The 26,055-nt window shown below is 47.7% G+C and carries 26 protein-coding genes; 4 read left to right on the forward strand and 22 right to left on the reverse strand.

The window, feature by feature from the left end; genetic code table 11:
• Positions 1-82: 82 nt before the first annotated feature.
• From KW93_RS03220 to KW93_RS03280, 13 genes are all read right to left on the reverse strand, one after another.
• Entirely contained in the window at positions 83-2,356 is a 2,274-nt protein-coding gene (locus tag KW93_RS03220) for a glycoside hydrolase family 65 protein (protein ID WP_033541528.1), read from the reverse strand.
• 33 nt (positions 2,357-2,389) lie between these two features.
• Positions 2,390-3,073 carry a beta-phosphoglucomutase gene (pgmB, locus tag KW93_RS03225; protein WP_033541529.1) on the reverse strand — a complete coding sequence of 228 codons (684 nt, stop codon included), beginning with the start codon at positions 3,071-3,073 and terminating at the stop codon, positions 2,390-2,392.
• A gap of 28 nt (positions 3,074-3,101) precedes the next feature.
• Positions 3,102-4,121 (reverse strand): LacI family DNA-binding transcriptional regulator, encoded by a 1,020-nt coding sequence (locus KW93_RS03230; protein WP_033541530.1) that lies wholly within the window; start codon positions 4,119-4,121, stop codon positions 3,102-3,104.
• A gap of 26 nt (positions 4,122-4,147) precedes the next feature.
• Positions 4,148-4,849 carry a YesL family protein gene (locus KW93_RS03235; protein WP_033541531.1) on the reverse strand — a complete coding sequence of 234 codons (702 nt, stop codon included), beginning with the start codon at positions 4,847-4,849 and terminating at the stop codon, positions 4,148-4,150.
• A 24-nt stretch (positions 4,850-4,873) separates the two neighbouring features.
• The gene (locus tag KW93_RS03240; RefSeq protein WP_033541532.1) at positions 4,874-5,710 is read right to left on the reverse strand and encodes a carbohydrate ABC transporter permease; all 837 of its coding nucleotides are present in this window, start codon (positions 5,708-5,710) and stop codon (positions 4,874-4,876) included.
• A complete protein-coding gene (locus KW93_RS03245) occupies positions 5,710-6,585 on the reverse strand; it encodes a carbohydrate ABC transporter permease (RefSeq protein ID WP_033541533.1) in 876 nt (291 codons plus the stop codon). Before KW93_RS03245 ends, KW93_RS03240 begins: the two co-directional genes overlap by 1 nt.
• A gap of 107 nt (positions 6,586-6,692) precedes the next feature.
• Positions 6,693-7,943, reverse strand: a complete 1,251-nt coding sequence (locus tag KW93_RS03250; protein WP_033541534.1) for an ABC transporter substrate-binding protein — start codon at positions 7,941-7,943, stop codon at positions 6,693-6,695.
• Between the two features lie 73 nt (positions 7,944-8,016).
• Positions 8,017-10,389 (reverse strand): glycoside hydrolase family 65 protein, encoded by a 2,373-nt coding sequence (locus KW93_RS03255; RefSeq protein ID WP_033541535.1) that lies wholly within the window; start codon positions 10,387-10,389, stop codon positions 8,017-8,019.
• A 313-nt stretch (positions 10,390-10,702) separates the two neighbouring features.
• Positions 10,703-11,212, reverse strand: coding sequence for a DUF1456 family protein (locus tag KW93_RS03260; protein WP_033541536.1), 510 nt, complete (start codon positions 11,210-11,212; stop codon positions 10,703-10,705).
• A 183-nt stretch (positions 11,213-11,395) separates the two neighbouring features.
• Entirely contained in the window at positions 11,396-11,764 is a 369-nt protein-coding gene (locus tag KW93_RS03265; protein ID WP_235318354.1) for a MarR family winged helix-turn-helix transcriptional regulator, read from the reverse strand.
• 152 nt (positions 11,765-11,916) lie between these two features.
• A complete protein-coding gene (locus KW93_RS03270; protein ID WP_033541538.1) occupies positions 11,917-12,759 on the reverse strand; it encodes an ABC transporter permease in 843 nt (280 codons plus the stop codon).
• Entirely contained in the window at positions 12,756-13,754 is a 999-nt protein-coding gene (locus KW93_RS03275; RefSeq protein WP_033541539.1) for an ATP-binding cassette domain-containing protein, read from the reverse strand. The genes KW93_RS03270 and KW93_RS03275 overlap by 4 nt, the downstream gene beginning before the upstream one ends.
• Before the next feature lie 267 nt (positions 13,755-14,021).
• The gene (locus tag KW93_RS03280; RefSeq protein WP_033541540.1) at positions 14,022-14,243 is read right to left on the reverse strand and encodes a hypothetical protein; all 222 of its coding nucleotides are present in this window, start codon (positions 14,241-14,243) and stop codon (positions 14,022-14,024) included.
• Positions 14,244-14,484: 241 nt separating this feature from the next.
• On the opposite strand from KW93_RS03280, the gene KW93_RS17255 reads away from it, so the two are divergent.
• Positions 14,485-14,697 (forward strand): hypothetical protein, encoded by a 213-nt coding sequence (locus KW93_RS17255; RefSeq protein ID WP_152602412.1) that lies wholly within the window; start codon positions 14,485-14,487, stop codon positions 14,695-14,697.
• A 40-nt stretch (positions 14,698-14,737) separates the two neighbouring features.
• Here KW93_RS17255 and KW93_RS03285 read toward each other — a convergent pair whose 3' ends face one another.
• A complete protein-coding gene (locus KW93_RS03285; RefSeq protein WP_033541550.1) occupies positions 14,738-15,727 on the reverse strand; it encodes a tRNA dihydrouridine synthase in 990 nt (329 codons plus the stop codon).
• Positions 15,728-15,963: 236 nt separating this feature from the next.
• On the opposite strand from KW93_RS03285, the gene KW93_RS03290 reads away from it, so the two are divergent.
• On the forward strand, positions 15,964-16,728 hold the full coding sequence (locus KW93_RS03290) for an SDR family NAD(P)-dependent oxidoreductase (protein ID WP_033541541.1): 765 nt from the start codon (positions 15,964-15,966) through the stop codon (positions 16,726-16,728).
• A gap of 134 nt (positions 16,729-16,862) precedes the next feature.
• Here the strand turns inward: KW93_RS03290 and KW93_RS03295 are convergent, their stop codons facing one another.
• The 5 genes from KW93_RS03295 to groES form a co-directional block, all read right to left on the reverse strand.
• On the reverse strand, positions 16,863-18,029 hold the full coding sequence (locus KW93_RS03295; RefSeq protein WP_033541551.1) for an acyl-CoA dehydrogenase family protein: 1,167 nt from the start codon (positions 18,027-18,029) through the stop codon (positions 16,863-16,865).
• A gap of 188 nt (positions 18,030-18,217) precedes the next feature.
• A complete protein-coding gene (locus KW93_RS03300) occupies positions 18,218-18,649 on the reverse strand; it encodes a VOC family protein (RefSeq protein ID WP_152602413.1) in 432 nt (143 codons plus the stop codon).
• A gap of 21 nt (positions 18,650-18,670) precedes the next feature.
• Positions 18,671-19,021 carry a DUF1428 family protein gene (locus KW93_RS03305; RefSeq protein ID WP_033541543.1) on the reverse strand — a complete coding sequence of 117 codons (351 nt, stop codon included), beginning with the start codon at positions 19,019-19,021 and terminating at the stop codon, positions 18,671-18,673.
• Positions 19,022-19,143: 122 nt separating this feature from the next.
• Positions 19,144-20,775 carry a chaperonin GroEL gene (gene groL / locus KW93_RS03310; protein WP_033541544.1) on the reverse strand — a complete coding sequence of 544 codons (1,632 nt, stop codon included), beginning with the start codon at positions 20,773-20,775 and terminating at the stop codon, positions 19,144-19,146.
• 92 nt (positions 20,776-20,867) lie between these two features.
• The gene (gene groES, locus KW93_RS03315) at positions 20,868-21,152 is read right to left on the reverse strand and encodes a co-chaperone GroES (RefSeq protein ID WP_033541545.1); all 285 of its coding nucleotides are present in this window, start codon (positions 21,150-21,152) and stop codon (positions 20,868-20,870) included.
• Positions 21,153-21,348: 196 nt separating this feature from the next.
• On the opposite strand from groES, the gene KW93_RS03320 reads away from it, so the two are divergent.
• Positions 21,349-22,158 carry a CPBP family intramembrane glutamic endopeptidase gene (locus KW93_RS03320; protein ID WP_081986920.1) on the forward strand — a complete coding sequence of 270 codons (810 nt, stop codon included), beginning with the start codon at positions 21,349-21,351 and terminating at the stop codon, positions 22,156-22,158.
• A gap of 71 nt (positions 22,159-22,229) precedes the next feature.
• On the opposite strand, the gene tatC is transcribed toward KW93_RS03320, so the two are convergent.
• From tatC to KW93_RS03335, 3 genes are all read right to left on the reverse strand, one after another.
• Positions 22,230-22,997 (reverse strand): twin-arginine translocase subunit TatC, encoded by a 768-nt coding sequence (tatC, locus tag KW93_RS03325; RefSeq protein WP_033541546.1) that lies wholly within the window; start codon positions 22,995-22,997, stop codon positions 22,230-22,232.
• 12 nt (positions 22,998-23,009) lie between these two features.
• Complete coding sequence (locus KW93_RS03330; protein ID WP_033541547.1) at positions 23,010-23,204, reverse strand: twin-arginine translocase TatA/TatE family subunit; 195 nt, start codon at positions 23,202-23,204, stop codon at positions 23,010-23,012.
• A 90-nt stretch (positions 23,205-23,294) separates the two neighbouring features.
• Positions 23,295-23,930 (reverse strand): redox-sensing transcriptional repressor Rex, encoded by a 636-nt coding sequence (locus KW93_RS03335; RefSeq protein WP_033541548.1) that lies wholly within the window; start codon positions 23,928-23,930, stop codon positions 23,295-23,297.
• A gap of 129 nt (positions 23,931-24,059) precedes the next feature.
• On the opposite strand from KW93_RS03335, the gene KW93_RS03340 reads away from it, so the two are divergent.
• Positions 24,060-26,003, forward strand: coding sequence for an ABC-F family ATP-binding cassette domain-containing protein (locus KW93_RS03340; RefSeq protein ID WP_033541549.1), 1,944 nt, complete (start codon positions 24,060-24,062; stop codon positions 26,001-26,003).
• Positions 26,004-26,055 lie beyond the last annotated feature (52 nt).

The raw sequence follows: 26,055 nt of genomic DNA on the forward strand, positions 1-26,055 counted from the left end.
CCGGATTTGTTTGCGCAGAGCCGGATCCATGCAAAAAAGCCTCGGCATCCGCCGAGGCTTCCTCAAAAACGTCCGCTGTTACCTACCGGACAATCATTTCTTTCCCTCTCTCCAAAAGCATCAGCTCACCGTCATGCGTGATATACAGATCTTCCCCCGACACAACCGTATATACCGTAAAGTCGCGGGTCTTCTGGAATTTCAGCACCCTGTCCTGATAACGCAACTGAAACTCGAGCAGATTCCATTCCGCCGGCAACACCGGTGAAAATGACAATCCTGTTTCTTTTAGACGCAATCCGGCAAAACCGTAGACGATGCCGAGCCACGTGCCGCCCATATTCGCCATGTGCAGGCCGTCTTTTGTATTGGTATGCGTATTGTCGAGATCGAGACGCGCGGTTTCATTGAAATAGCTGTAGGCCTTGTCCGTATAGCCGAGTTTCGACGCCATGATGCTGTGGACGCAGGAAGACAGCGACGAGTCGTGCGTCGTGATGCCTTCATAATAATCATAGGAATTGCGGATGGTTTCAAATTCCTGTTCATCTTCCAGCAGAAAATGGGCGAGCACCGTATCCGCCTGCTTCAGCACCTGATACCGGTACAGCGTCAAAGGATGGTAATTGAGCAATAAAGGAAATTTGTCCGATGGCGTATTTTTCAGATCCCATTTCGCTTTTTGCAGGAAGCTGTCATCCTGCGCATTGATTTGCAGCCTTTCATCATACGGCAAATACATGCTTTCACCGGCGATCTGCCAGTTGTTCACTTCGGTTTCCGTCAGTTCCAGCCGGCTTGCCAGCACTCTCAGATGATCGGCGTCCTTCTCACTCAATAACTGGTAAACCTTCACGGCCCACAGTAAATTATGCTTCGCCATGACGTTGGTGTAATAATTATTGTTGACGATGCACGTATATTCATCCGGCCCTGTTACATCATCAATCCGGAATTTGCCGTTGTGCAAATGGCCCGTATCCTCCCACAGGCGCGCTGTCTCAAACAGCACTTCGGCTCCAAATTCTTTCATGAATTCTTCGTCTTTTGTCGCCAGGTAATATTGGATATAGCTGTAGGCGATATCTGCGCTGATGTGGTATTGCGCTGTACCTGCCGGGAAAAATGAAGAACTTTCTGTTCCTGCAATTGTGCGCCAAGGAAATAACGCGCCTTTTTCATGCCCCATTTCCTTCGCCCGCTCTTTGGCATGCTCCAGAATCGAGTAGCGGTGCAGCAGCAGATTTTTGGCGATTTCGGGATGGGTCATCAAAAAGACCGGGAAAATGTAAATTTCCGTATCCCAGAAATAATGCCCTTCATATCCTTCCCCGGACAATCCTTTTGCCGCAATGTTACTGGCGGGGTCTTTGCCGACGGATTGCAGCAGCTGATACAGATTGAAACGGATGCCTTCCTGTACGCGCTGATCGCCTTCAATGACAATATCCGAAACTTCCCAGAAACGGTCCATATACTGCTTCTGTTCTGCCAGCAATTCCTCGAAACTCTTTTCCCGAATTTGCTGAAGCAGCTTCAGCCCTTCTTCTGTAACATCCTCACCGTGCCTCACCGTATCCGTATAAATTGCATATTTCGTAAACTGAACCGGTTCGTTTCCCGTGCAAAGATACGTTTCTTCCATTGTATGCTCAGACGGACCGCTGCTGACTTCCCAATTCGCGGCATCGATGGACGAACTGCAAACACAGGCCACTTCGAGCTCCGTGGCATATGTAGTATCTTTGACGATGGCGATGCCGTCTTTGTGCCGTGCTTCCGTTACGTGGAGCCGTCTGGCGTGGCCGGATGCGACACGCGGATCATTTGTATCGACAAAATTCATTACATCGCCATTGATGGTCGACACAATCTTTATTTCTTTCACAGGCGTGACACATTCCACGCGGACCTCAATGGCAAACAATTCTTTCGTCACAAAAGACACAAGCCGCCTGAAATGGATCTTCACTTCTTTGCCGCCCGGCGAAATCCAGTGCACAAACCGTTCGGCATAGCCCTGGTCCATATGCAGATTCCGTTCGAAAGACAGCACTTCTCCTTCGAACATTGAAAAACGCTCATCATCGAGATGGATCAGCACCGTCTGGGCATCAATGACATTCAGCAGCTTCTGCTGTTTTTCCGGAAAACCGTGCAGCCTCTCGCCGTAAGCGATTTCCATTTCATCGTAAAACGCATTGATATATGTTCCCCGGATGGATTTGTCCCCTTCTGCATAAGCTTCTTCAAAATTCCCTCTGACACCGAGATAGCCATTCCCCAAAGATAAGAGGCTTTCATTGACCAATAAATTCTTATTGTCCAGTTCATACTTCGTCAATTTCCAAGTCATCGTTTCCCCTCCTCTCCGGCATTTGCTGACACATTAACGTTGCCCGCGCTTTTCACGAAACCGCTCCAAAATTTCCGAAAGAATTAATTCACTTGTATCTTCCACCAAATAATCGGCGTGGCTCAAATGCGCCCGGTCTCCGACGCCTACTGAAAACATGCCGGCCCGGTTGACCGCTTCCACGCCGGCCACGGCATCTTCAATACCGATGCACGCTTCATACGGAATCCCCAAAGCGTCTGCCGCAACGGTGAACGTTTCCGGATCAGGTTTGCCGTTCTTTATTTGGGCTGCATCGACAATATAGTCAAACTGGCTGCTGAGTTCCAGTTTATCCAGGATGTGCGCGGCATTTTTGCTGGCAGAGCCAAGGGCAATTTTGATCCCTGCCTGTTTATTGTCCTCCAGCAACCGGTCAATGCCCGGTAAAATATGGCTCGGGTTGATCGCTTCGATCAATTCCAGGTAATAACCGTTTTTACGGGTAGCCAGCTCGACTTTTTCTTCCGCCGATAAGTCGGGCGGTGAAACCGCCTGTTCCAGAATCCGGTCGAGCGAATCCATGCGGTTGATGCCTTTCAGCTGTTCATTGAAATGCCGGTCAATCGAGATGCCCAGTTCTTCAGCCAGTTTCTTCCACGCCAAATAATGAAATTCAGCCGTGTCCGTGATGACGCCGTCCAAATCGTAGATGATGAGTTTCGGAGTTTGTGCCATGCATCTGAGTCCTTTCTTTACGGGCAACTCATGTTGCCAATGTTTTTACGCTGTCCCGTTCGATCAGCTCATGTTCAATCCAGAAATGCTTCCGTTCGGTCCGACCTTCTTTGATGTCCTGCAGCAACTGGGCCGCACGCCTGCCGATTTCCACAAAATCCTGCCGAACCGTCGTCAGCGCCGGAATCGTATACTGGCTGAACACAAGATCATCAAATCCGGTGATTGAAATGTCCTGCGGGATGTTCAGCCCCGCTTCTTTGACGGCTTGCATTACACCGATCGCCATCAGATCGCTGAAACATAAGAAAGCGGTCGGGCGGCTGTGCTGCAAATAATCCTTTGCCAGTCTATACGCCTGTTCTTCCGAGAATCCCGCCTCCAGAACCGTCACGTCTTCCAGATTCAATTCCAAATTCGCCAGCGCTTCTTCCACACCTCTGATTCGTTCCTGGTTGACATACGTTTCCGGTATGCCTGCCATGACCACGATATCGCGGTGGCCCTTTTCCAGCAAATGGGCGGTAATTTCGGCGGCTGCCTTGACGTTATCGATCGACACACTGCCGATCAGGCCGTTGCCGGTTTCATTCATTATATCCAGCACGACACAGGGCAGGCTCGTATCGATCAGTTCCCTGTAATACTGGTCATCCGTGCGGATCCCCTGCAAAATTGCGCCGCCGATGTTCCGTTCACGGCAATACTGGACGTAGCTTTGCTGTTTCTGCTGTTTTGAATCGATCAGGTAAATGGACAATTCGAAACGGCTGTCCGAAACTTCCATATAAACCCCTTTGAAAATATCGAAAGCGTTCGTATCTTTTGCATTGTCATTCAGCACACCGGAAGAAATCAAGCCGATGGTCATCTGTTTTTTGGAAGACAGGTTTTTCGCATGAAGATTGGGTGAGTAGCCCAATTCTTCCGCAACCGCCAGAATTCGCTGGCGTGTTTCTTCTTTTACGTCTTTGTAATTATTGAATGATTTGGAAACCATACTGACCGAGACATTCGCCTGTTTCGCGACTTCTTTTATCGTCGGCATTTGTTCATCACTTCCTCCACTGATTATCAGCCGGCGTCGTCCGGGATCGTCTTGTGCTCAAGCTTCCGAGCCGTCCGGTAGAAGGCGGAAAAAGCCAGGAACGCGGTCATCGAACAAGTCAGCAGCGGAAAAAGCCATAATAACTGTGTCACACTGAGCCATACAAGCACACCGCTGCAGAACGCAATAAACAAGCCCATCACCGGCCTGCCGGCTGACAGGAAAAAAGCGTTTTTCATCTTCGCTGTGCCGCTCATATGATAATGGGAATTGATCGACAGGAAATTGACGCTAAAAATAAACAGCGCTGCACCGATCAGCAGGGAAAAGATAATTCCGCTGCTCTTTTCCGTATAAAAATAGAAAAAGCCGTAATACCAGGCCAGCCAAATCAGTGAGAAAGCCGCTCCTGCTTTAATATTCGCTTTGTAATCCGCTTTCAGATGGGAAAAGTATTTCTTTAATATGGAAGAATAATCCTCCTCCACGACCCAGTCCCGGACGACGGAAAAAACAGCCGCTGTCGCCGGAAAAAACAGGAAGGTGGAAAAAATCCAGGCAGCTATGCCAAAAAAGGCGAGGCCGGCTGAACTGTCTATTTCAACGGTCACAAACAGCGCAAAAAACGGCAGGCTCAGCACGAACCACAGCAAATTTATCCCCGACAGCCGCATAATCCATTCGCTCATTGTATAAAACACTCCGCTGATTCCTTTCAGTTCAAGCATATGCCCCCTCCTTCTGCCAAGCTTTTATTTCACTGCACCTTCGCCGATTCCTTTAATAATGTATTTCTGTGAAATCATATAAAAAATAACAACCGGAATGATGGTCAGCGTCAGCCCGGCCATCGCCATATTCCATTCAATGGTGAACTCACCGAAGAAATAAAACACAGACAGCGGAATCGTCCGCAGCTCTTTATCGATCAGCGTCAGTGACGGCAACAGGAAATCGTTCCAGATCAGGATGACATTCAAGATCATGACCGTAGCGGTGATCGGTGTCAAAATCGGGAAGACGACCCGCCAGAACACGCCGAGTTTTGAAGCTCCATCAATTGTCGCCGCTTCCTCAAGCGAAATTGGAATTGACTTGACGAAACCGTGATACAGGAAAACGGACAATGCCGCGTTAAAACCGACATTCATAAAAATCAGCCCGCTGAGTGAATTATACAGTGGAATGCCGGTGCTTCGCGTGATGCCGGTGACCAATTGCATGAGCGGCATCATGATTGTCTGGAACGGAATCAGCATGGTCGCAATCAGCGTCATGAAGATTACCGTACTGATCCAATTGGCGTTTCTCGCCAGCATCCAGGCGGTCATCGAAGACAGGATGACGATGAAGATAACGGATACCACCGTTACGTACATCGAATTCAGAAACGCGTTAAAAAAATCCATCCGCGCCATTGCACCTTCGTAGAATTCCAGGGTGAACTCTGTCGGCGGGGCCAGTGTGTTTTCATACAGTTCACGGCGGTTCTTGAAGGAGTTGACAAAGATGATATAAATGGGAGACAGGAAGACGATTGCCATCGCAAGCAGCAGGATTTCCTTCGACCATTTTCGTAAAATCCCCATTACATCTCAACCTCCCTCTTCTTCGTCAAATACACTTGCGTCAATGTAATCGCAGCAACGATGACAAAGAACACAATCGCTTTTGCCTGGCCGTAGCCATAATTATTGTAGCCGAAAATTTCATTGTAAATGTTCATCGCGAACAGCTCGGTGGCGTTTGCCGGCCCGCCTCCCGTCAGCGACAAATTGACGTCATAAATCTTAAAGCCATAGGAAAGCGTGAGGAACAGGCTGATTGTAAACGCCGGCATCAGCAGCGGCACGGTGATCCGCGAAAATCGCTGCCATCCGCTGGCGCCGTCCATTTTCGCCGCCTCCACCACTTCCCCCGGAATACCCTGCAGCCCGGCAATGTAAACGATCATTACATATCCCGCCATCTGCCACGTAAATACCAGAACAAGCGCAAACAGCGCGAAATCTTCATCGTTCAGCCAATTAAAAAATAACGAGTCCAGACCGGTTATTCCTCCGATCAGCGTAAAAACATCCAAAAATACAAATTGCCAAATATATCCAAGAATCAGCCCGCCAATTAAATACGGCATGAACAGCATAGTTCTCGCCAGATTGGCCAGCTTCAGTTTTGACGTGACGAGCAGCGCAAACGCCAGCCCGACCGCATTCACGGTTATGACGGACAGCACGGTGAACAGCACCGTCAGCCATGTCGACCGCAGAAATCGTTCATCATCCATCAAACGGAAAAAGTTATCGAGTCCATTAAATTCCATCGGGTTCGCACTGATGCCATCCCATTGAAAAAAAGCGTAATAAATGCCGATGACAAATGGAATGATAACGACAATCGTAAAAATGATCAGTAAAGGCACTGTGAATAACAGATACCAGCCAATTTTATTCCTTTTTGCCATACTCTTCCCCACTTTCCTGAAGCTGCGGAATGCTTCCCTGTCCAAAAAAGCGGAACACGCCGTTTCAGGCGTGTTCCCAGCTTATTGAAAAAGGTGCCTGCCTGTCGTTATTGAGCGGCATTTTCCCACGCAGCCTGCAGATTTTCAATCAATTCGTCACCGGTCATGTCTTCATTGACGAAGAAGCTTTCTGCTGCCGGAGTGAAATCATTTGGTACGACGTTGGCCGGATAGTAATTATGTGACCAAGGAATCGTTTCCCCACTGTTCGATGCTTCCAGCACGGCTTGCGATAATGGATCCAGATCGCCGGCTTCAATATTCGTCATTGCCGGAATGAATCCGAAATCTTCCACGATGAATTTCTGGCCGGTTTCACTTGTATGGAGCCAGTTCAAAAATTCGATTGCTGCATCAATTTCAGCCTGGTCTTTATCCCCGTTTACTGCCCAGTTGCTTCCCACGCCAACTGCCAATTTATCATTGCCTTCAAGCGGGAACGGCGCCATACCGACTTCAAAATCCACTTCGAATTCATCAAGCATGCCTGCAGCCCAGTTTCCTTGGTGGATCATGGCTGTCTTGCCGGCTGCAAAGTCACCGACTTGAGTATCATATGTTTTGTCCAATGGGTTTGGCGTATTTTCCCTTACCACTTCCATGAATTCCCCAAATTTCTGGAACTCAGGCGTCTCTGCTAATGTCACTTCGCCGTTTGTCACTTGGTCCATGAAGGCCTGTGGATCCTCCTGGATCGAGAATGGATAGTTTGAGATGTGGCCGATCAGGAAGTAAGCTTCGGATGAAAGCCCGAACCCGTTGATGCCTTCCGCATTGAAATCTTCAATTGTGCTGACAAGCGAATCGTAATCAGCTATGTCGGCCGGGTCGACCAGATCTTTATTGTAGACAATCCCAAATCCTTCAACGCCATACGGAATGCCGACCAGTTTGTCTTCAAGCATCAATTCCATATCCGGTGCAATATCGCCGACAAAATCTTCACCGCTCAAATCATACAGATAGGATTCCAGACGCGTTGCCTCTTCAAAGTTCTGGATACTGAAAATGGATGGTCCCGTCTGGTTATTGAGACGGATCTGCAATTGCTGAGCGTAGTCATCCCCGGTAGTTCCGATCACTTCAACCGGCACTCCTGTTTCTTCCTCATACGCTGCTGCTGCTGCTTCCAGCTGCTCGGAAATTTCAACCTTACTCTGGAAAATCGAAATGCCTGTTGTTTCTTCCCCTGCGTTTTCGGTCTGCTCTCCGCCGTCTCCTCCTCCGCCGCATGCAGCCAGAACAGTCAGTGCCGCCGTAAATGTGATACCTGTCAAAAACTTCTTATTAAACGTCATTGTTGGTGCCCCCCTAGAATTATTGGAATACTATAGAAAACAAAACGACCGCGTCATTCTGCTACTACCAATTTCAAAGATTGCTGAGATCCATCGCCGGCAGCGGGATTTCCAAAGTATCTGCCAGTTCGTACAGGCGGCCGCCGGATTCAAGTCCAATCGGTTTCCCGCCGGTTGACGTGATTTTTAACAGCTCCTGAGTAATATCCAGTTCGAGAAGCTCCCCTTGCCAATGAATCGTAAAATGCATTCGTTTCCATTGTTCAGGGATACGCGGGTTGATGGCAAGTGTGCCGTCCCGCTGCCGCACTCCGGCAAATCCAAAGACGGCTGCTTTCCAGATGCCGCCCATTGCCGCTGCGTGAATGCCGTCATCCGAAGATTCCCTGTTCGGCCCGAGGTCAATGTCACACGCTTTTTTGAACAGCGAATAGGCAAGCTGCCGTTCTTCGATATCGCTTGCGCCAATCACATGCGTGGCCAGGCTCAAGGACGAATCATGAAGCGTGCGTGCTTCGTAATAAAAGAAATTCGCCCGCTTCGCATGATCAGCAAAACGCGGATCGTCTTTCAGGAAAGTCTGTTCCACCAAATAGAACAACAGAACGACATCCGCCTGCTTCGACACTTGCATGCCGTTGATCTGTTCGGGGTTGTAATCCTTATAGATTGACCTGACTTTTTTTTGCTTCCTGTATTTTTCAAGATCGATTTCCGGCAGCTCCAGATACGTATCGTCCTGCGGAAGGATGCCGTCCGGCCCGCGCGGCTCCGGCAAATAGAGCCTGTCCGATTTTTGCTGCCAATCTTCGTAATCATCCCCCTGCAGCAGCTTCTGCCGCAGTTCCGGGTTTTCCTTCGCCAATCGCTCTGCATAACGCATCGCAAGCTTCAAATTATAATAAGCCATGCAGTTCGTGAACGCGTTATTGCTGACGTGCTCTTTGTATTCGTCTGGCCCGATAACATCCGTCATTTCGTACCGGCGCAGACGTTCATTCCATTCAAACCGGCTCGACCAGAACCGGGCTGTCTCAAACACAATTTCATAGCCATAGCGCATCAGGAACTCTCCGTCGCCGGTCACGTTCACATACTGATCGACCGCGAAAGCGATGTCTGCGGAAATATGCTGTTCAATAAAGCCCGACCAGATTTTCGTCTGTTCACCGGTGACAATATCGATGTCGCCCCATGCCGGCGTTACTTCCCCGTCCGTCGGCCAGGCCGCTTCCCACGGATACATCGCTCCGGCATAGCCGTTTTCAGCAGCTTTTTGACGGGCACCCGCCAGACCGCGGTAACGATAAGTCAGCAAAGATCTGGCCATGGACGGCTTGGAATAAATAAAAGGCGGCAGGATAAAAATTTCCGTGTCCCAGAAAGAATGCCCTTTATAGATTTCGCCGCTGAGTGCTTTCGCCCCGATTCCCATGCGGTCATCGTGGGCTGGCGCCATTGCGGCCAAATGATAAATCGCGGACCGCAGCACGAGCTGATCCTGCGGGTCTTCACTTTCAATGGCAATATCCCGTTTATCCCATACCAACTCCTGCCAGGCTTTGTGGTGCGCTTCCACCAGTTTTTCGTAACCCTTTTCTTCCAGCTCCTTCAATTCCGCAAGCGATGATTGCTGCAATTGCGGCAGGCTGAACGGCCGTTCTTCCCACTCTTTATCGCGGCTTGTGTGGACCGTCGCCAGCTTCTCCATCTCGAATGTGCCGTTCGGCGGCAGTTCAGCCGTAAACGTCATCCATACCCTTCGGCGTTCCATATTGCGGCCCGCTTCCCCCGTTATGGTTTCATTGTTGAGTTTTAAAGTATGTACAGCGTTGTGGACGAAGTCGATTTCCGTCTGCGTGGTCGTCTGAGTCAGCTGCATATACCGCGATTCCGCAATCCGCTGTCCGCCATCCCGGAAATGCTGTACCCCCGTGTTCGCCATCTGAGCATTGATGCCGCTGTCGACTGTCAAAGTAACCGCTTTCATTAAATTCGTAATTTCCAGCTTCATCCCAATCAAATGCAAATGATCCAAAGATACAAAACGGCTGAATCGGAATTGCAGTTTTTTTCCTTTGGGCGATGTCCATATGAACGACCGGATTAATTCAGCATCCTTCAAATTCAGCTGTTTGAAGTATTCTTCCACTTCTCCGAATTCGAGACTGAAACGCTCTCCATCCACCCGTATATCCAACCGCGTCATATCGGCGGCATTCGGCAGTTCCGTCACTTCATTGTTGTCGGCCTGATTGAATGTCCCGTTAATGAAAAGATTTCGCTTTTCCTTCAAATACGGCTCTTCATTCGCGGAGCGAAGGCCCATATAGCCGTTGCCAAGCACCATCACCGCTTCACTTTTCCCGAGGTGATCGGCCGAAAAAGCCTGTTCCGCCAAAATCCAGTCCTTGTATTTTCCTTGCCCCATTGAGTAATCCAGCATCACAGATCCTCCCCTTTCAGCGGAGTTGCCTGAGTTTCCGAAAACGTTTTAGTTTTTCCCAAAAAAAGAGAGACAGTCTCTCCAGGTTCTTCATCGACTTTTTTACTGTCTGCAAACCTTGCCATCTCTTATGCCTTGATTAAAAATTATGTATTTAGTAATTTCTGTTTTCTTACATGATAATCCTAGTATAAATCCTTCTTTTTTAATAGTCAATTCATACTCCAAAATACTGGCCGGGATGGGACTTGTAATAGGCTGCCGTTGTTTTTCTTCCCACAATAAAAACCGCACCAAAAGATGCGGTCCGGAGCTATTGTTTTCTGTATTTCATCGCAAGGCCCTTCAGGAAATTGCGCGCATAGCGATCGCCGCATACGCTGTAATTCTTGTGGCCCTGCTTGCGCAGGATGCCGCCCATCTCGCCTTTCGTAACCGTCACTCCAGCCAGTTTCAAAATATCGAGCATATCGTCACTTGTCAATTGCAGCGCGATCTTCACTTTCTTCAGCAGCAGGTTGTTCGCCGGCTCATTCGTCAGCGGCGGTGTTCCTGTCTGGCCTTCCTGGCGTCCGCGCTTATGGATAATAAAACCGTTGAGAAACGATTCGAGCATCGCATTGTCCACCGGAATATGATTTTCATTTTCGCTGCTTGCGGAAATGCCGCCATCTTCTTCATCGCTTTCCGGCGTCTTCGTCAGCACTTTTTGCACATCGTCCTTCGACAGAGCAATGCCGCCCAATTTGAAGATTTCGACCATGTCGTTATTTTTGATATCCAGTGCATAGCGAAGCCGGATTAAAATATCGTTATTGTCCATCCTGATACCTCCAATATCCGTACCAACTTTTTCTTTTTTAATAATAACATATCCAGCAAGGCCACAGTTTCCTTGAATGTCAACTAGGTTGACACTTTGTTCTTTCAGTGTATATCCGCCTTAAGGAATTGCAGCTTATCTAAGGACGCATGAACCCCCTATTCCAAGCGAATAGGGGGTTTTTTATATTTTCCAGTCCTGTTTCAGCAAATCCTTCAACGCGGCAAGATGATCTTCGCCGATCGTTTCCGCAGTCCTGTTTTTCAGCTGAGTTTTCAGCGCTTCGTTCTTTTCAAAGCAATTTTCCCCAAGCGCAGTCAGGCGGATGCTTTTCTCTTTTTTATTGTGTTCCACATTACTGACTTCCTCCAGCCCTTTCCCTGAAAGCTGCTTGATGAATTTATGGATCGCCTGCCTCGAAATCTCAACATTGCGGTTGACACAGGAAATCGTCGGCTGCTTTTTATAGATTTTCGACTTGATGTACCATTCCGAATTGGATATCGGGATCTCACTTGGGTCGTTCCACGCCTTCTCTGAGATTCTCCGCACCTGATTGTGCCGCCCACTCAATAAATCGATCAGACCTCCCCCTCTCTAGTTCTGTATCCTGGCTCAAAAGAGTCGCTCCCAGCATGATCTTCGACCCTTAATATATAGAAAGCATCCAGTGAAATCAATCTGAGCGCGGCACAATCAGAACGTCATTTCTTATTGCGGTACAGATAAACGGTAATTGGCGCAAATATCGCGGTCATGATCACCGAAACGATCAGCACCAGGATGACTTGCTGCAAAGTGACAGTGCCATGCATGGCACCGCGCACAGCGGTAGCCAGGATGGAAATCGGATTAACCTCGACAAATCCACGCAGCCACGATGGCAGCGTTTGGGGATCCACAAATACATTGCTGACAAACGTCAGCGGGAACAGTACCATGAAGCTGATCATCATCAAAGCCTTTTCCGAACGCACAATCAAGCCGCAGACGGTCCAAATCCATGACAGGCTGAATGAGAATACCAGAATCAGCACAACCGCACCCAGCACACCCATCATACCGCCTTCAGGACGGAAGCCGAGTGCAAAGCCCAGGATAATCATGATGGCCGATGCCATTGAATAGCGCACCACATCGACAAGCAATGACCCGATCAAAGCGGACGGAAGCCAGATTGGAAGCGTCCGGAACCGGTCAAAAATGCCTTTCCGTATATCATTGTTCAAATCAATGCCGGTATACATCGTAATCTGGGAAACCGTCATCACCAGAATCCCCGGCAGCAGGAACTGCAGGTATTCACCCGTTGAACCGGCAATGGCCCCGCCGAATAAATAAGTGAACATCAAAAGGAAAATGACAGGAAAAACAGTTACATCAAACATCTGCTCCGGAACGTGCTTGATCCGCAAAAGTGCCCGGTGAGCAAAAGTCATCGTGGAAGAAAAGGCGCTGGGCGGCTTTGGCCGGTTGCTTGAAGCGATGGACTCGTCAAGGCGCAATTCCCTTGCATCCTTTTCTCTTTGCTCGATATAGCCGGTCATAATGCTTCCTCCTCGTGTTTCGTCTCTTGAGCGGCTGTGTGTCCGGTCAATTTCAGAAATACTTCATCCAGGCTCGGACGCCCAAATGAAAAACTGCTGACGGCAATCTCCTGCTTCGCCAACTCGTTCAAGGCACCTGCGACCAGATACGAATCATTTATCTGAGCCGTCAGCGAGTTGGAATCTGCCGTGTAATGGACGGGGACTGAAAGTTTTTCTTCCAGGATTGCCATTGTCCGTGACCGGTCCTCTCCGTTCAGCAGATGAACGATCAATGTACCGGAACCGACGGATTGCTTCAATTCACTGCTCGTTCCTTCCGCTATGATCTTGCCCTGGTCAATGACGGCAATTCGATCCGCCAATTGATCGGCTTCATCCAGATACTGCGTCGTCAAAAGGACAGTCGTTCCCGATTTAACAAGCGCCCGGATGATATCCCATACCTGGTTCCGGCTGCGCGGATCGAGCCCTGCTGTCGGTTCATCCAAAAACAGCAGTTCCGGCGTCACTACAATGCTTGCCGCGATATCAATGCGCCTCCGCATACCGCCTGAATAATTTTTCACTTGCCGTTTCGCGGCATCCTCCAGCCCGAAAGCACTTAATAATTCCTCTGCCCGCTCTTTTGCCTGCGTGCGTCCATACCCCATCAACCGTGCCATCATGACAAGGTTTTCCATACCGGTCAAATCTTCATCAATCGAGGCGTACTGGCCCGTCAAGCTGATGCGTCTTCGAATTTCGTCGCCTTCTTTGCGCAAATCATGTCCGAAAATCTCAGCCGATCCGCCGTCTGGCTTCAACAAAGTGGCCAGCAGCCGGATCGTTGTCGTTTTTCCCGCTCCATTCGGCCCTAAAAACCCATAAACCATGCCTTTTCGAATTGCCAGGTCCACTCCGTTCACTGCCCGGTGCTTTCCGAATACTTTCACAAGGCCCGTGGCTCTGATTGCCCATTCGGCTGCCGGTGTTTCCTGCCTTGCATTTTCCACTCTTCTCACCCTTTCCCTTGCAATTAAGGAATCGTCCGTGAAAAAGAAATCAATTTGCCTCTATATATAGTCATCCATTTATGTACCAAATAAAGGAACACTTGTTCTTATTTCATTCTACACCCGCGCTTTTCAGATGTAAACATCTATTTTCTAATTATTCAATAAATTTATTTTACTCTTCCATTTCGCCTTCTTCCAATGGAATGAATTCATTCTTACAATAAAAAAAGCCAATTCCCTGTTACAGGAATCGGCGTTCTCTCTTTACTCTTGTGCGCCACGCGGTGCTTTCGGCGGCTGGCATACATCACATTTACGCTGGTTGTTCTTATTGAACTTGGTAAATGTTTTTTCGAATTTATTGCCGCAGTCACATTGGAACAGCAGCTTTTGGGAAAATCCGTGATATTCTGTCGACAGCAATTTGCTGTCCGAATTCTTTTCAGTGAATTCTCTTATTTTATCGATCGTCCATCGTTTATTCATTTGATTACACCTCAATATTTTATTGGTTCGCGAAGGTTTTCAGGCATCCATCCGATGAAGGTCCATGAAAATTTCAAGTTCCTTATTATAGCACGGATCTGGCGTCTTTGCCCGTCTGTCTGTTATCGGATAATTCCGTAATTGGCAGTCCCGCACTGTCCTTTAACAAAGAAACATGTTATCGTGTACGGACAAGCTATTCGTTACAGTTGCAAAATCCATCTGCAAAGGCGGGCATCCATTGATATCACCCAATTGGTTTCTAACAAATCGAGTGCGCTTCAGCGTGATTGATTATAATGCAAAAAAGTATTTGATCTGCTTTTCGAATACAGTGAGGCGCGAGATTATTTTTGTCGAAGAAGTCGAGACCGGCAAGAGGGCATTGCCGCTTGCGAAGGAAAAAAATATGCTCAATGAAACCGTGATTGAAAATCTGATTGCACGAATCTGAAAAAGCGCAATTCCTGGAATATCAGGAATTGCGCTTTTTACTATTGTTTCCCTGACATCTCCACTGCGTTCGTTGCCTCAAATTCCTTCAGCAGGGCACGCACTTCATCCGTCGTCTCGGTATACATCAATTGATTTCTCAATTCCCCGGCGCCACGGACTCCCTTGACATAGATCTTGAAGAAACGGCGCAGCGGCTTGAACGCAATCGGTTCGATGTCGGTCGAATATTTATCATGCAGGTCGAGATGCAAACGCAGCAGATCAAACAATTCCTCTGTGCTGTGCTCTCTCGGCTCTTTTTCAAATGCGAATGGATTATGGAAAATCCCGCGCCCGATCATGACGCCGTCGATGCCGTACTTCTCGGCGAGCTCCATACCCGTTTTGTAATCCGGGATGTCACCGTTGATCGTAAGCAGCGTATCCGGGGCGATTTCATCGCGCAATGCCTTGATCTCCGGAATCAATTCCCAGTGAGCCGGCACTGCGCTCATTTCCTTTTTCGTCCGAAGGTGAATCGACAAGTTCGCGATATCCTGCTCCAGCACATGCGTCAGCCAGCCTCTCCACTCATCCACGCTCGTATAGCCGAGGCGCGTCTTGACGCTGACCGGCAATCCGCCCGCTTTCGCTGCCTGGATGATTTCCGCTGCGTTATCCGGATAATTGATCAGGCCGCTGCCTTTTCCTTTCGCCGCAACGTTCGGCACCGGGCATCCCATATTGATGTCGATCCCTTTGAAGCCCTGCTTCGCCATGCCGATGCTCATCTCGCGGAAATGCTCGGGTTTATTGCCCCAGATATGCGCCACCATCGGCTGTTCGTCTTCCGTAAACGTCAGTCGCCCGCGCACACTGAAAATGCCTTCCGGATGGCAATAGCTCTCCGTATTCGTAAATTCCGTAAAAAACACATCAGGCCGTGCTGCAGCAGCCACTACATGACGGAACACCACATTTGTCACATCTTCCATCGGCGCCAGCACAAAAAACGGCCGCGGCAGGTCCTGCCAGAAATTCTCTTTCAACATCCTTTTCCAATCCTTTCGTTCCTGACTCTGTTTGCATCTATAGTTGATATCAATAAAATCAAATCTATATCCATCTCAATCATTCTTAACCTTATACAGTTTACACGAATCAGGTGTTTGTGGAAAGTGACGTGTTTTGAAGCCCCGAAACTCCCGTCCTCTCATTTGCTTTCTGAATAATGTTAACAGTACGATAGTTATGTATCATAATAAATTTCAGTGGGGGAATTCATATGAAGTATACCGTCATTACAGGCTCCAGCTCAGGCATTGGATACGAAACCGCGTTAGCTTTTGCATCACGGGATAAAAACGTCATTCTGGTCGCAAGACGCGTTGCTCAGCTGGATGAATTAAAAAAAAATATCCATAACCTGAACGCTGACGTGGACGTTGTAATCAAACCTGCAGATCTTTCTGACAGTGAACAGGTCTATGATTTATACGAGAGCCTCAAAGAATATGAGATTGAAACCTGGATTAACAATGCCGGTTTTGGAAACAGTGCGCCTGTTACTGAACAACCGGTAAAGAAAATTGAAAAGATGCTTCGTGTAAATGTTGAAGCATTAACAACCCTCTCCACACTTTACGCACGTGATTATTCCAGCAAGGAAGGCACTCAATTAATCAATGTATCATCTGACTTAGGCTACAGGATCGTACCAAATGCTGTATCGTATGCTGCGACCAAATTCTACGTGAGCGCATTTACAGAAGGGCTCGCTCAGGAACTGCGTGATCAGGATTCTCCAATGAAAGTAAAAATACTGGCCCCAGCTATGACAGAAACTGAGTTTGTGAAAACCGCCCGTGAGCTGGATGAGTTCAGCTACAGTGACAATGTCCAACAATATCATACTGCAAAAGAAATGGCCCAATTCATGCTGAACCTTTATGACAGTGAGAAGACGATTGGAAAAGTGAACAGTGAGAGCTATGAATTCGAATTAATGGATCCTATTTTCCCGTATACTTCCAAGCGTACAGTTAAGTGATATATTCGTGATTGGACTAAACCTTTCCAATAAGAAAACTCCTCTCATTAAGTAAGAGGAGTTTTCTTATTGGCCGAATGAAATTACATCATGCCGCCTATTGGTTTGACTGTTTTTTCGGCCAATTCCTTCTATTAAAGTTTTTTCAAATCCTGGTTTCCAATCGCAAAATCAGCAAGCAATGGAATAGTCATATCCTCCATAGGCGGGTTATGCAGGCCGGCTCTCACATCACGGTAATATCTTTGCAATGGGCTCTTTTGGGATAGACTGTGAGCACCTGCTATCCTCATTGCTAAATCAACAATACTGACTGCTGAATTTGTGACAGCTACCTTAACTGCTCCCAATTCCGGTGCCATCTTCGATCTTTCGTCATCAGTTGACTCATCCCACTGCTTAGCTACCGAATACAGGAAATGTCTTGCTCTTATTAATTCCAATTCAATCTGGCCTATCTTCTGCTTCACATTCGGCAATTCTATAATTGGACCGTTAATACTGTTTGGCGAATATTCTTCGGCAAAACTGATTGTATAATCTTGTGCTGCCTGAGCAATTCCAAGATAGCATGCCGGAATATGAAGCAACCATCCAGCTGGCCGTTTTTGTCCAGATCCCAATATTTCGACTAAAGAGTCTCCGTCAACCTTAACGTCTCTCAATAATAAGTCATGACTCCCGGTGCCTTTCATCGCCACACTATCCCATGTTTCTTCTATTTCTACTCCCACTTTTGATTTAGGAATGAGAAAAAATCCAATTTCGCCTGTCTCTTCAATCGAAGCTGTTACATTGAAGTAGTCTAATACTGGAGCCATTGTAGTAAAAGTCTTTCTGCCATTAATAACCCAATACTGCCCATCCTTTTTAGCCTTCGTGCCAGGTTTTCCTCCTCTTGTTGGACTCCCTGTTTGCTTTTCGGTCGCAGCGGTATTGAGTAAAGCCCCATTTTCTTTTACATCATCAAATAGATGTTTGAGTACAGATTCTTTCCATCTATTCGTTTCTCCTAAATCTTGAATGATTCCCATATGCCAGCCAATCGATAAACCAGTTGATCCATCTGCCTTACTAATGACTTCTTGATAACGTACCAGTTCGTATAATGAAATCCCCTGTCCCCCGTACTTAGCAGAAACTGTCAATGCAGGATATTTAATTTTTTTTAGCTCTTCGAAATTCTTGAATGGAAACTTTCCTTCGAAATCATTTTGAGCTGCTCTCTCCGGGAAAGGGGCAACCGTCTTTGTTAATATATGAAGGCGCTCTTCAAAGGTCTTAGCTGCTGTGAGATCCATTTGCACTTCACCTTTCACTCCTAATACGGATACTTGTTTCATTATGCTTTTAACATGCTCGCCAGTAAAATATCCTGCTCCAGCTCTTCCACCCCATGGCCTTTTCTTTTCATTTTACCGTATCCATAAATTCCCACAATACCGATCCATTTAAATAAAACAGAAAAAGGCTCCAAATGGAATTTAATTTAAAGTGAGAACTTTAAAGCCCCTTCCTCTCCTGGCCAAGTAATTTCCACTGTATTCCCGGCGGGGTCTTTGACCGGATAACTCCAATACCCATTCCATACAGGATGGGGATGAAAGGATTCGACTTTAGCCTGTTGCAACCGTTCAATGATCCCCCTGAACGAATCCTCTTCACATTCAATTGACCAACTGGGCACCGGCAGTTCGCCACCCTGCCAGCCCGGCTGAATTCCCCATCCATCATGGAAGGGAATTTTTTCGGCAGTCTGTGAAAAAGAAATTTGCAGCTCATCAGATTGATAAGCAACTGATGCACCATCCTCAAAATAGATTTCCTGCAACCAGATCAGTTCACTGTAGAATTTGCGCACCTCTTTCAGGTCATTGCAATAAAAGTATATAAAACGCAGACTTGGTTTCAGCATACTCACTCCCGCTTTCCCTCCTATTCTTTACGGCAATCCGAACTCACCGCGGACAGTCCGTCCCATTTCAATCACATTCGTCATTTGTTCATATAACTCTCCAATCCGGTCATCCTGATCCACTTTCTCCAGGACCTCACTTTGGTGGGCTTTACTGTGATACCGGTTAGTTTCCAGCATCAGAACTTCGCCTTCACGCAGTTCGACTGCTGAAACCATCCCCGCACACCCATATTCCGGCTGGATGGAAGCCGCCGCAAATGTCTGGCTTTCAAGCGCTCCATATTCTTTGTAGATGCGTTCAGCTTCGCAATTGATTTTTAAAAACTGCTCTTTATTGTCCTCCAATACCGGGTAAAGATAAATTTCCAAATACATGCCGTGCCCTCCTTTACTATAGAAGTAATTTCACATTTGGTGTTCGAATTCCTTTTTCTTAATAAAAAAAGAACGTGAAACCCTGTTTTATCAGGATTTCACGTTCTAAATTTAGTTCTTACTTACATCATGCCACCCATGCCGCCCATATCAGGCATGCCGCCGCCATTTCCTGCTGGCTCTGGAATATCTGCAACTACAGCCTCAGTCGTCAGGAACATAGCTGCAACGGATGCTGCGTTTTGAAGTGCAGAACGGGACACTTTCGTCGGATCGACGATACCCGCTTCCATCATGTTGACCCATGTGCCGTTTGCTGCGTTGAAGCCGATGCCGACTTCTTCCGTTTTCAGGCGGTGAACGATGATGGATCCTTCAAGGCCCGCGTTCGTCGCGATTTGGCGAACCGGCTCTTCAAGTGCGCGAAGAACGATCTTGACGCCTGTCGCTTCGTCGCCTTCTGTTGTTTCAAGGATTTCTGCGACGCTGTTGTAAACATTGATATATGCTGTACCGCCGCCTGCGACGATTCCTTCTTCAACTGCCGCACGAGTTGCGTTCAATGCGTCTTCGATACGGAGCTTGCGTTCTTTCAATTCTGTTTCAGTAGCCGCTCCGACTTTGATGACTGCAACGCCGCCAGCAAGTTTCGCCAGGCGCTCCTGCAATTTCTCTTTGTCGAATTCAGAAGTTGTTTCTTCCAGCTGGCTGCGGATCTGGCTGACACGTGCCACGATGTTCTGTGAATCGCCGGCACCTTCAACGATAGTCGTGTTTTCTTTCGTCACAACAACTTTCGATGCACGGCCAAGCTGTGCAATGTTTGTCGTTTTCAGTTCAAGGCCAAGATCTTCAGTGATGACTTCTGCGCCTGTCAATGCAGCGATATCTTCAAGCATCGCTTTGCGGCGGTCACCGAATCCTGGAGCTTTAACCGCTACTGCGTTGAACGTGCCGCGCAGTTTATTGACCACTAGTGTTGCTAATGCTTCGCCTTCAACATCTTCAGCGATGATCAATAAAGGCTTGCTTTGCTGAACAACCTGCTCAAGTACTGGAAGGATTTCCTGGATGTTGCCGATTTTCTTGTCAGTGACAAGGATGAACGGGTTATCAAGAACCGCTTCCATTTTGTCTGAATCCGTCACCATATATGGAGACTGGTAACCGCGGTCGAATTGCATCCCTTCCACTACGTCAAGCTCAGTCGTGAAGCCGCGTGATTCTTCCAAAGTGATGACGCCGTCGTTGCCGACGCGCTCCATCGCTTCAGCGATCAATTGGCCCACTTCAGCATCGCCGGAGGAAATCGCTGCAACCTGTGCAATCGACTCTTTTCCTTCGATTTGCTGAGAAACGGATTTCAAGCCTTCAACCGCTTTTTCAACTGCCATTTCGATACCGCGGCGGATGCCGACAGGGTTCGCGCCAGCTGTAACGTTTTTCAGGCCTTCACGGATCATTGCCTGCGCAAGAACTGTTGCAGTTGTTGTTCCGTCACCAGCAATGTCATTTGTTTTAGAAGCAACTTCCGCAACAAGTCTTGCTCCCATGTTTTCAAAAGCGTTTTCAAGTTCGATTTCTTTCGCGATCGTTACACCGTCATTCGTAATAAGTGGTGAACCGAATTTTTTATCAAGCACAACGTTGCGCCCTTTTGGCCCAAGCGTAACTTTTACCGCGTCCGCCAATTTATCTACACCCTGCAGCATGAGGGTACGTGCATCTTCACTGAACTTAATCTCTTTTGCCATGATTAGCTTCCTCCTGTTTCAACTTGAATTTTATTAAAATAAATTATCCCGTGTTACCGGTCAGTAAGACTCTCACTGAATGAAGTTTCTCTTTATCCGATAACTGCTAAAATGTCGTTTTCACGCAAGATCAAATACTCTTTGCCTTCGTATTTCAATTCAGATCCTGCATATTTCGAGAAGATTACGCGGTCGCCTTCTTTAACGTCCAGCTCCGTGCGTACGCCGTTTTCGCGGATCAAGCCATTTCCTACCGCGATGACATTGCCTTCCTGCGGTTTTTCCTGAGCCGATCCCGGCAGGACAATCCCGCTTGAAGTAGTTTCTTCCGCTTCGATGAGTTCAATGATAACTCGGTCTCCTAATGGTCTTAACAATTGAAACACCCTCCTCTGAATAAGTGAATGAATATTATTAGCACTCTCACTCTTCGAGTGCTAACCCATTTCCAAGTTTAATAAAAACAGAAGAGTTTTGCAAGTGGGAAGGTATACACTTTTAATATCTTTGCGGTATTTTTTTGAAACCTCTACAATAGAAGAGAGATCTGCAAACGAAAGGAATTTTGCATATATGGCAACCAGGAAAAATCCCTTGAAAGATAAATTCTTCAACAATTCCGGGACGAAGACAAACAAAAAAACAAAAAACACATCCATCTATGTCCTGTTGATTTTTATTGCAATCCAATTGTCCCCGATTCTTTTCATTCAGCCCACCTATAATTACTTCCTGAACCAGGGCATGGACACAGACACCGCACTTGCGGCAACATCCGGCTGGCTCATTTTCCTCACAATGGGAATCGGTTTGCTGATTGCGCTGTTTGTCGTTTTTCGCGACAAACAATACTTCAATATCTGGAAAGGCAAGAAACCGCACATGGGCTGGGCCGTTTTATGGGGCTTATTCGGCTTCCTGCTGCTCCTCATCGGCCAGTCGCTTGCGGCTCTGATCGAACTTGCACTTGGCATCGAGCCGGGCTCTGAGAACACATCGACTCTTGTCACCATTGCCGAAGTTGCACCGGTCGCCATTTTTGCCGTCGTCATTTTTGGTCCGATCATGGAAGAACTTGTTTTCCGCCGTGTCATTTTCGGAACGCTCAACCAGGTGACGAACTTCTGGATCGCAACCGCCTTCAGTGCCCTCGTTTTCGCTGTCGTCCACTGGGAATTCGCCCATCTCCTGCTGTATTTTACAACCGGGCTGATCCTGGCGTTCCTGTACCAGAAAACGAAAAGCCTGCTTGCACCGATCATCGCCCATATGCTGCTGAACGGCTATGTAATGCTCATCCAGCTTAATATCGATAAGATCAACCGCTTTATCGAACGCATGGAACAGATTGAACAATTGCAGTTCATCTTCCTTCTTCTATAAGCGAATAAAGCCCGGCCGCGAATTTCGCAGCCGGGCTTTAAATTTCTGTAAAATAAAAAACCTTCCAGGGTTTATTCCCCTGAAAGGCCTTGCTGCTCTTCAATTGCCTGCTGCTGTTCGGCTTTCAAAAACTTGCGGTAGCCAATTCTCGCAATCACTAAACTGAATTCGTATAACAGAATCAGCGGCAGTGTCACGATCAGATGCGAGATGATATCCGGCGGGGTGATGAAAGCCGCAATGACCACCAGGATGAAGTAAGCGTATTTGCGGTATTTCGTCATCAGCATCGGTGTAATGATTCCGAGCCGTGTCAGGAAAAGCATCAGCACCGGGAGCTGGAAAATGAATCCGAATGGCAATGTGATCTGGAACAGAAACTGGAAGTATTCATTGATTCCGATGGTTTCCTGAATGGCCAGATTGTCGGATATATTCAGCATAAAGCCGATTACGTATGGAAACAGCACAAAATAGGAAAATGCGATTCCACCGACAAACAGCAGCAGGGAAAACGGGATGTAGCTTAATGTCGCCCGCCGCTCTTTATCATGCAGGCCGGGGCTGATGAATGCCCAGAAATGATACATGATCACGGGTGAGGTGATGAACAGGGCGAGAATCATCATGACCTGCATATAGATTTTCAGCGGATCTGTGATTTTAAAAGCGTTCAATGTCAGATTTTCCGCTTCTTGAGTAAACTGCAGGTAATTAATCAGGGGCTGGGCAAGAAAAAAACTGGCAATGACAGCCAATAGAAAGAAAACGGCTATAATTGTCAGCCGTTTTCTCAATTCACCTATATGTTCAAGTAATGTCATATCTTTTTCATTCATCGGATAAACATCCTATCGTATTTCTTTTTGCTCTTCTTTCTTCTTTGTTGCAATTTCATCGTCGTCATCATCAACAAGCCCTTTAGTGGCATTCTTGAATTCACGAAGTGAAGAACCGAACGCTTTGCCCAATTCCGGCAATTTCTTCGGACCGAATACAAGCAACGCTACAATTGCAATAACGATTAAACTCAATGGACCTGGCATAATTGACACCTCCTGTGGTATGCGTCTTATTTTACAGCAAATAAAGCCCTTTGGCTATTTACACAAACCTTCAAATGTGAAGGTTTTGAGTCATGTGTGTTTGATCATATAAATCAGTGTCTGCAGTTCGACCGACAAGTCGATCGTCTGTACACGGATGTGCGGTGGAACAGCAATGCGCACCGGTGTGAAGTTCAATATCCCCTTAATGTCCATATTCGCCAGGCGGTCGGTGACTTCCTGGGCGGAACGCGACGGCACCGTCAATATGACCACTTCCACGCCGTATTCCCTGATTTTCTCTTCTATCCTGTCCGGATGGTACGTATCGATGCCGCTGATTTTCTCGCCTTCATGCGGACTGTTCGAATCGAATGCCAGAATGATTTTCGTATTGTGGTTGCGGTGGAAATTGTATTTCAAAAACGCGCTGCCGAGGCCGCCGACACCGATCAGAGCAACATTCGTTGCTTCGTCCTGGTCCAATGTCTTCCGGAAAAATTGGAGCAGCTCCTGCACATCATAGCCGTAGCCTTTTTTGCCGAGTGCACCCAGATGAGAAAAATCTCTCCTGATCGTCGCTGAATCTATTTTCATTGCTTCGCTGAGCTCCTGGGAAGAAATCCGCTTCTGACCGGCGTTGGCGAAATTCTGAAGAAAACGGTAATAAAGCGGCAGCCGTTTCGTAGTGGCCTGTGGAATTTTGGATGATGGTTCCTGTAACATGCAATGTTACCTCCTGGGTCTTGTCAAATCGACTTTATCTTACATGAGCGGGCCCGATATGTAAAGACGCGGGCGATTGCGAAGCCTGCCTCCATCAGCTACACTTAAGAAGAATAGAGGTGACCCAAAATGATCGTTCTGCAAGTAAACCAAATCCATAAATCGTTCGGAGCGGATGAAATTCTCTCCGGCGTTAAATTAGAAGTCCAGCATCGGGACCGGGTCGCGCTTGTCGGCCGCAACGGCGCCGGCAAATCGACCCTGCTGAAAATTATTTCCGGGGAAATATCTTATGACAGCGGAGATATCATCATGCCGAAAGATTTGACCATCGGTTATCTCGAACAGCAAAGCAAACTCGAGTCCGACATGACAATCTGGGACGAAATGATGACCATTTTCAGCGGATTCCGCGAACAGGAACAGCAATTGCGGCGGCTGGAAGAACAGATGGCGGACCCTGCTGTTTACAATAACCCGGAAGCAAACGCAAAAGTGATGGAAGAATACGATAAACTGCAGCATGATTTCAAAGACGCCGGCGGCTACCAATACGAAGCCGATACCCGCGCCATCCTGCACGGCATGAAATTCTATCCGGATGATTACCACAAGAAAGTGGTTTCATTGTCAGGGGGCCAGAAAACGCGCCTGATGCTTGCGAAACTTTTGCTGTCAAAACCGCAGCTGCTGATTCTCGATGAGCCGACCAACCACCTCGATATCGAGACCTTGAGCTGGCTGGAGAATTATTTGAAGAATTACCCCGGCGCCATCCTGGTCGTTTCGCATGACCGTTATTTCCTGGATCAGGTCGTCACGATCGTCTATGAAGTGTCGCGCCACCGCGTCAAGAAATTCACTGGAAATTACAGCCGCTATCTGGACGAAAAAGCGAAGCAGTACGAACTTGATCAGAAGCAGTTTGAAAAACAGCAGAGCGAGAAAGCCAAGCTTGAAGACTACGTGGCCCGCAACCTGGTCCGCGCATCAACGACGAAAATGGCCCAGAGCCGCCGCCGTGTACTCGAAAAAACCGACTGGATGGAAGCCCCTGACGGCAATGAAAAATCAGCACGCTTCGGTTTCACAATCGCAAAACAAAGCGGCAATGACGTACTCAATGTCAGCAGCCTTAAAATAGGCTACAGCGGCAAACCCGTATCCGAAAATATCAATCTGAAGTTGTACCGCCAGGAAAGCCTGGCGCTTGTCGGTCCGAACGGCGTCGGCAAATCGACTTTCCTGAAAACGGTGATGAAAGAAATTCCGCCACTGGGTGGCACCATCCATTACGGCACCGGCATCCAGTTCGGCTATTACGACCAGGAACAGGCCAATCTGACCGGCAATAAACCCGTCTTGAATGAGCTGTGGGATGATTATCCGCTGGTCAATGAAAAGGATATCCGCGGCATACTTGGCCGTTTCCTGTTTACAGGCGATGATGTCCTGAAACCGGTCTCCACTCTTTCCGGAGGGGAAAAAGCGCGTGTTGCGCTGGCCAAATTGATGATGCAAAAAGCGAACGTGCTGCTGCTGGATGAACCGACGAACCATCTGGATCTCGACAGCAAAGAAGTTCTTGAAAATGCATTGCTCGATTACCCGGGCACCATCCTTTTCGTCTCCCACGACCGTTATTTCATGAACCGCATTTCCACGAAAGTCGTTGAATTGATGCAGGACGGCACCACTGAATATCTTGGTGACTACGACTATTACGTCGAAAAGAAACTGGAAACAGAGGAATTGAAAGCGCTCGAAGAAGCTGAAAATCCTTCTGTCTCCAGTAAACCTGAGACTTCTGCTTCCACTTCACAGATCGATAAAGAAGCCAAAAAACTGGAACGCCAATTAACGCGTCAGCTTGAGGAAGTCGAAACGGACATGGAGAAACTGGATCAGCAGATAGCTGAAACGGAAGAACAATTTGCAGACCCGGAAATTTTCCAGGACCATGAACGGCTTCTCCCGCTGCAGCAGCAATTGGAAGAACTTAAAAACAAGCATGAAGAAAGCATGGCTCTGTGGCTCGAATTACAGGAGAAACTTGAACAGATAAGCAGTTGACCGCATACTTTTGTATGCGGTTTTTCCATGTCCAGACTCCAGCGGCCCAGCT

This window comes from Planococcus sp. CAU13 (assembly GCF_000775575.1).
In the GTDB taxonomy this organism is placed as follows: domain Bacteria; phylum Bacillota; class Bacilli; order Bacillales_A; family Planococcaceae; genus Planococcus.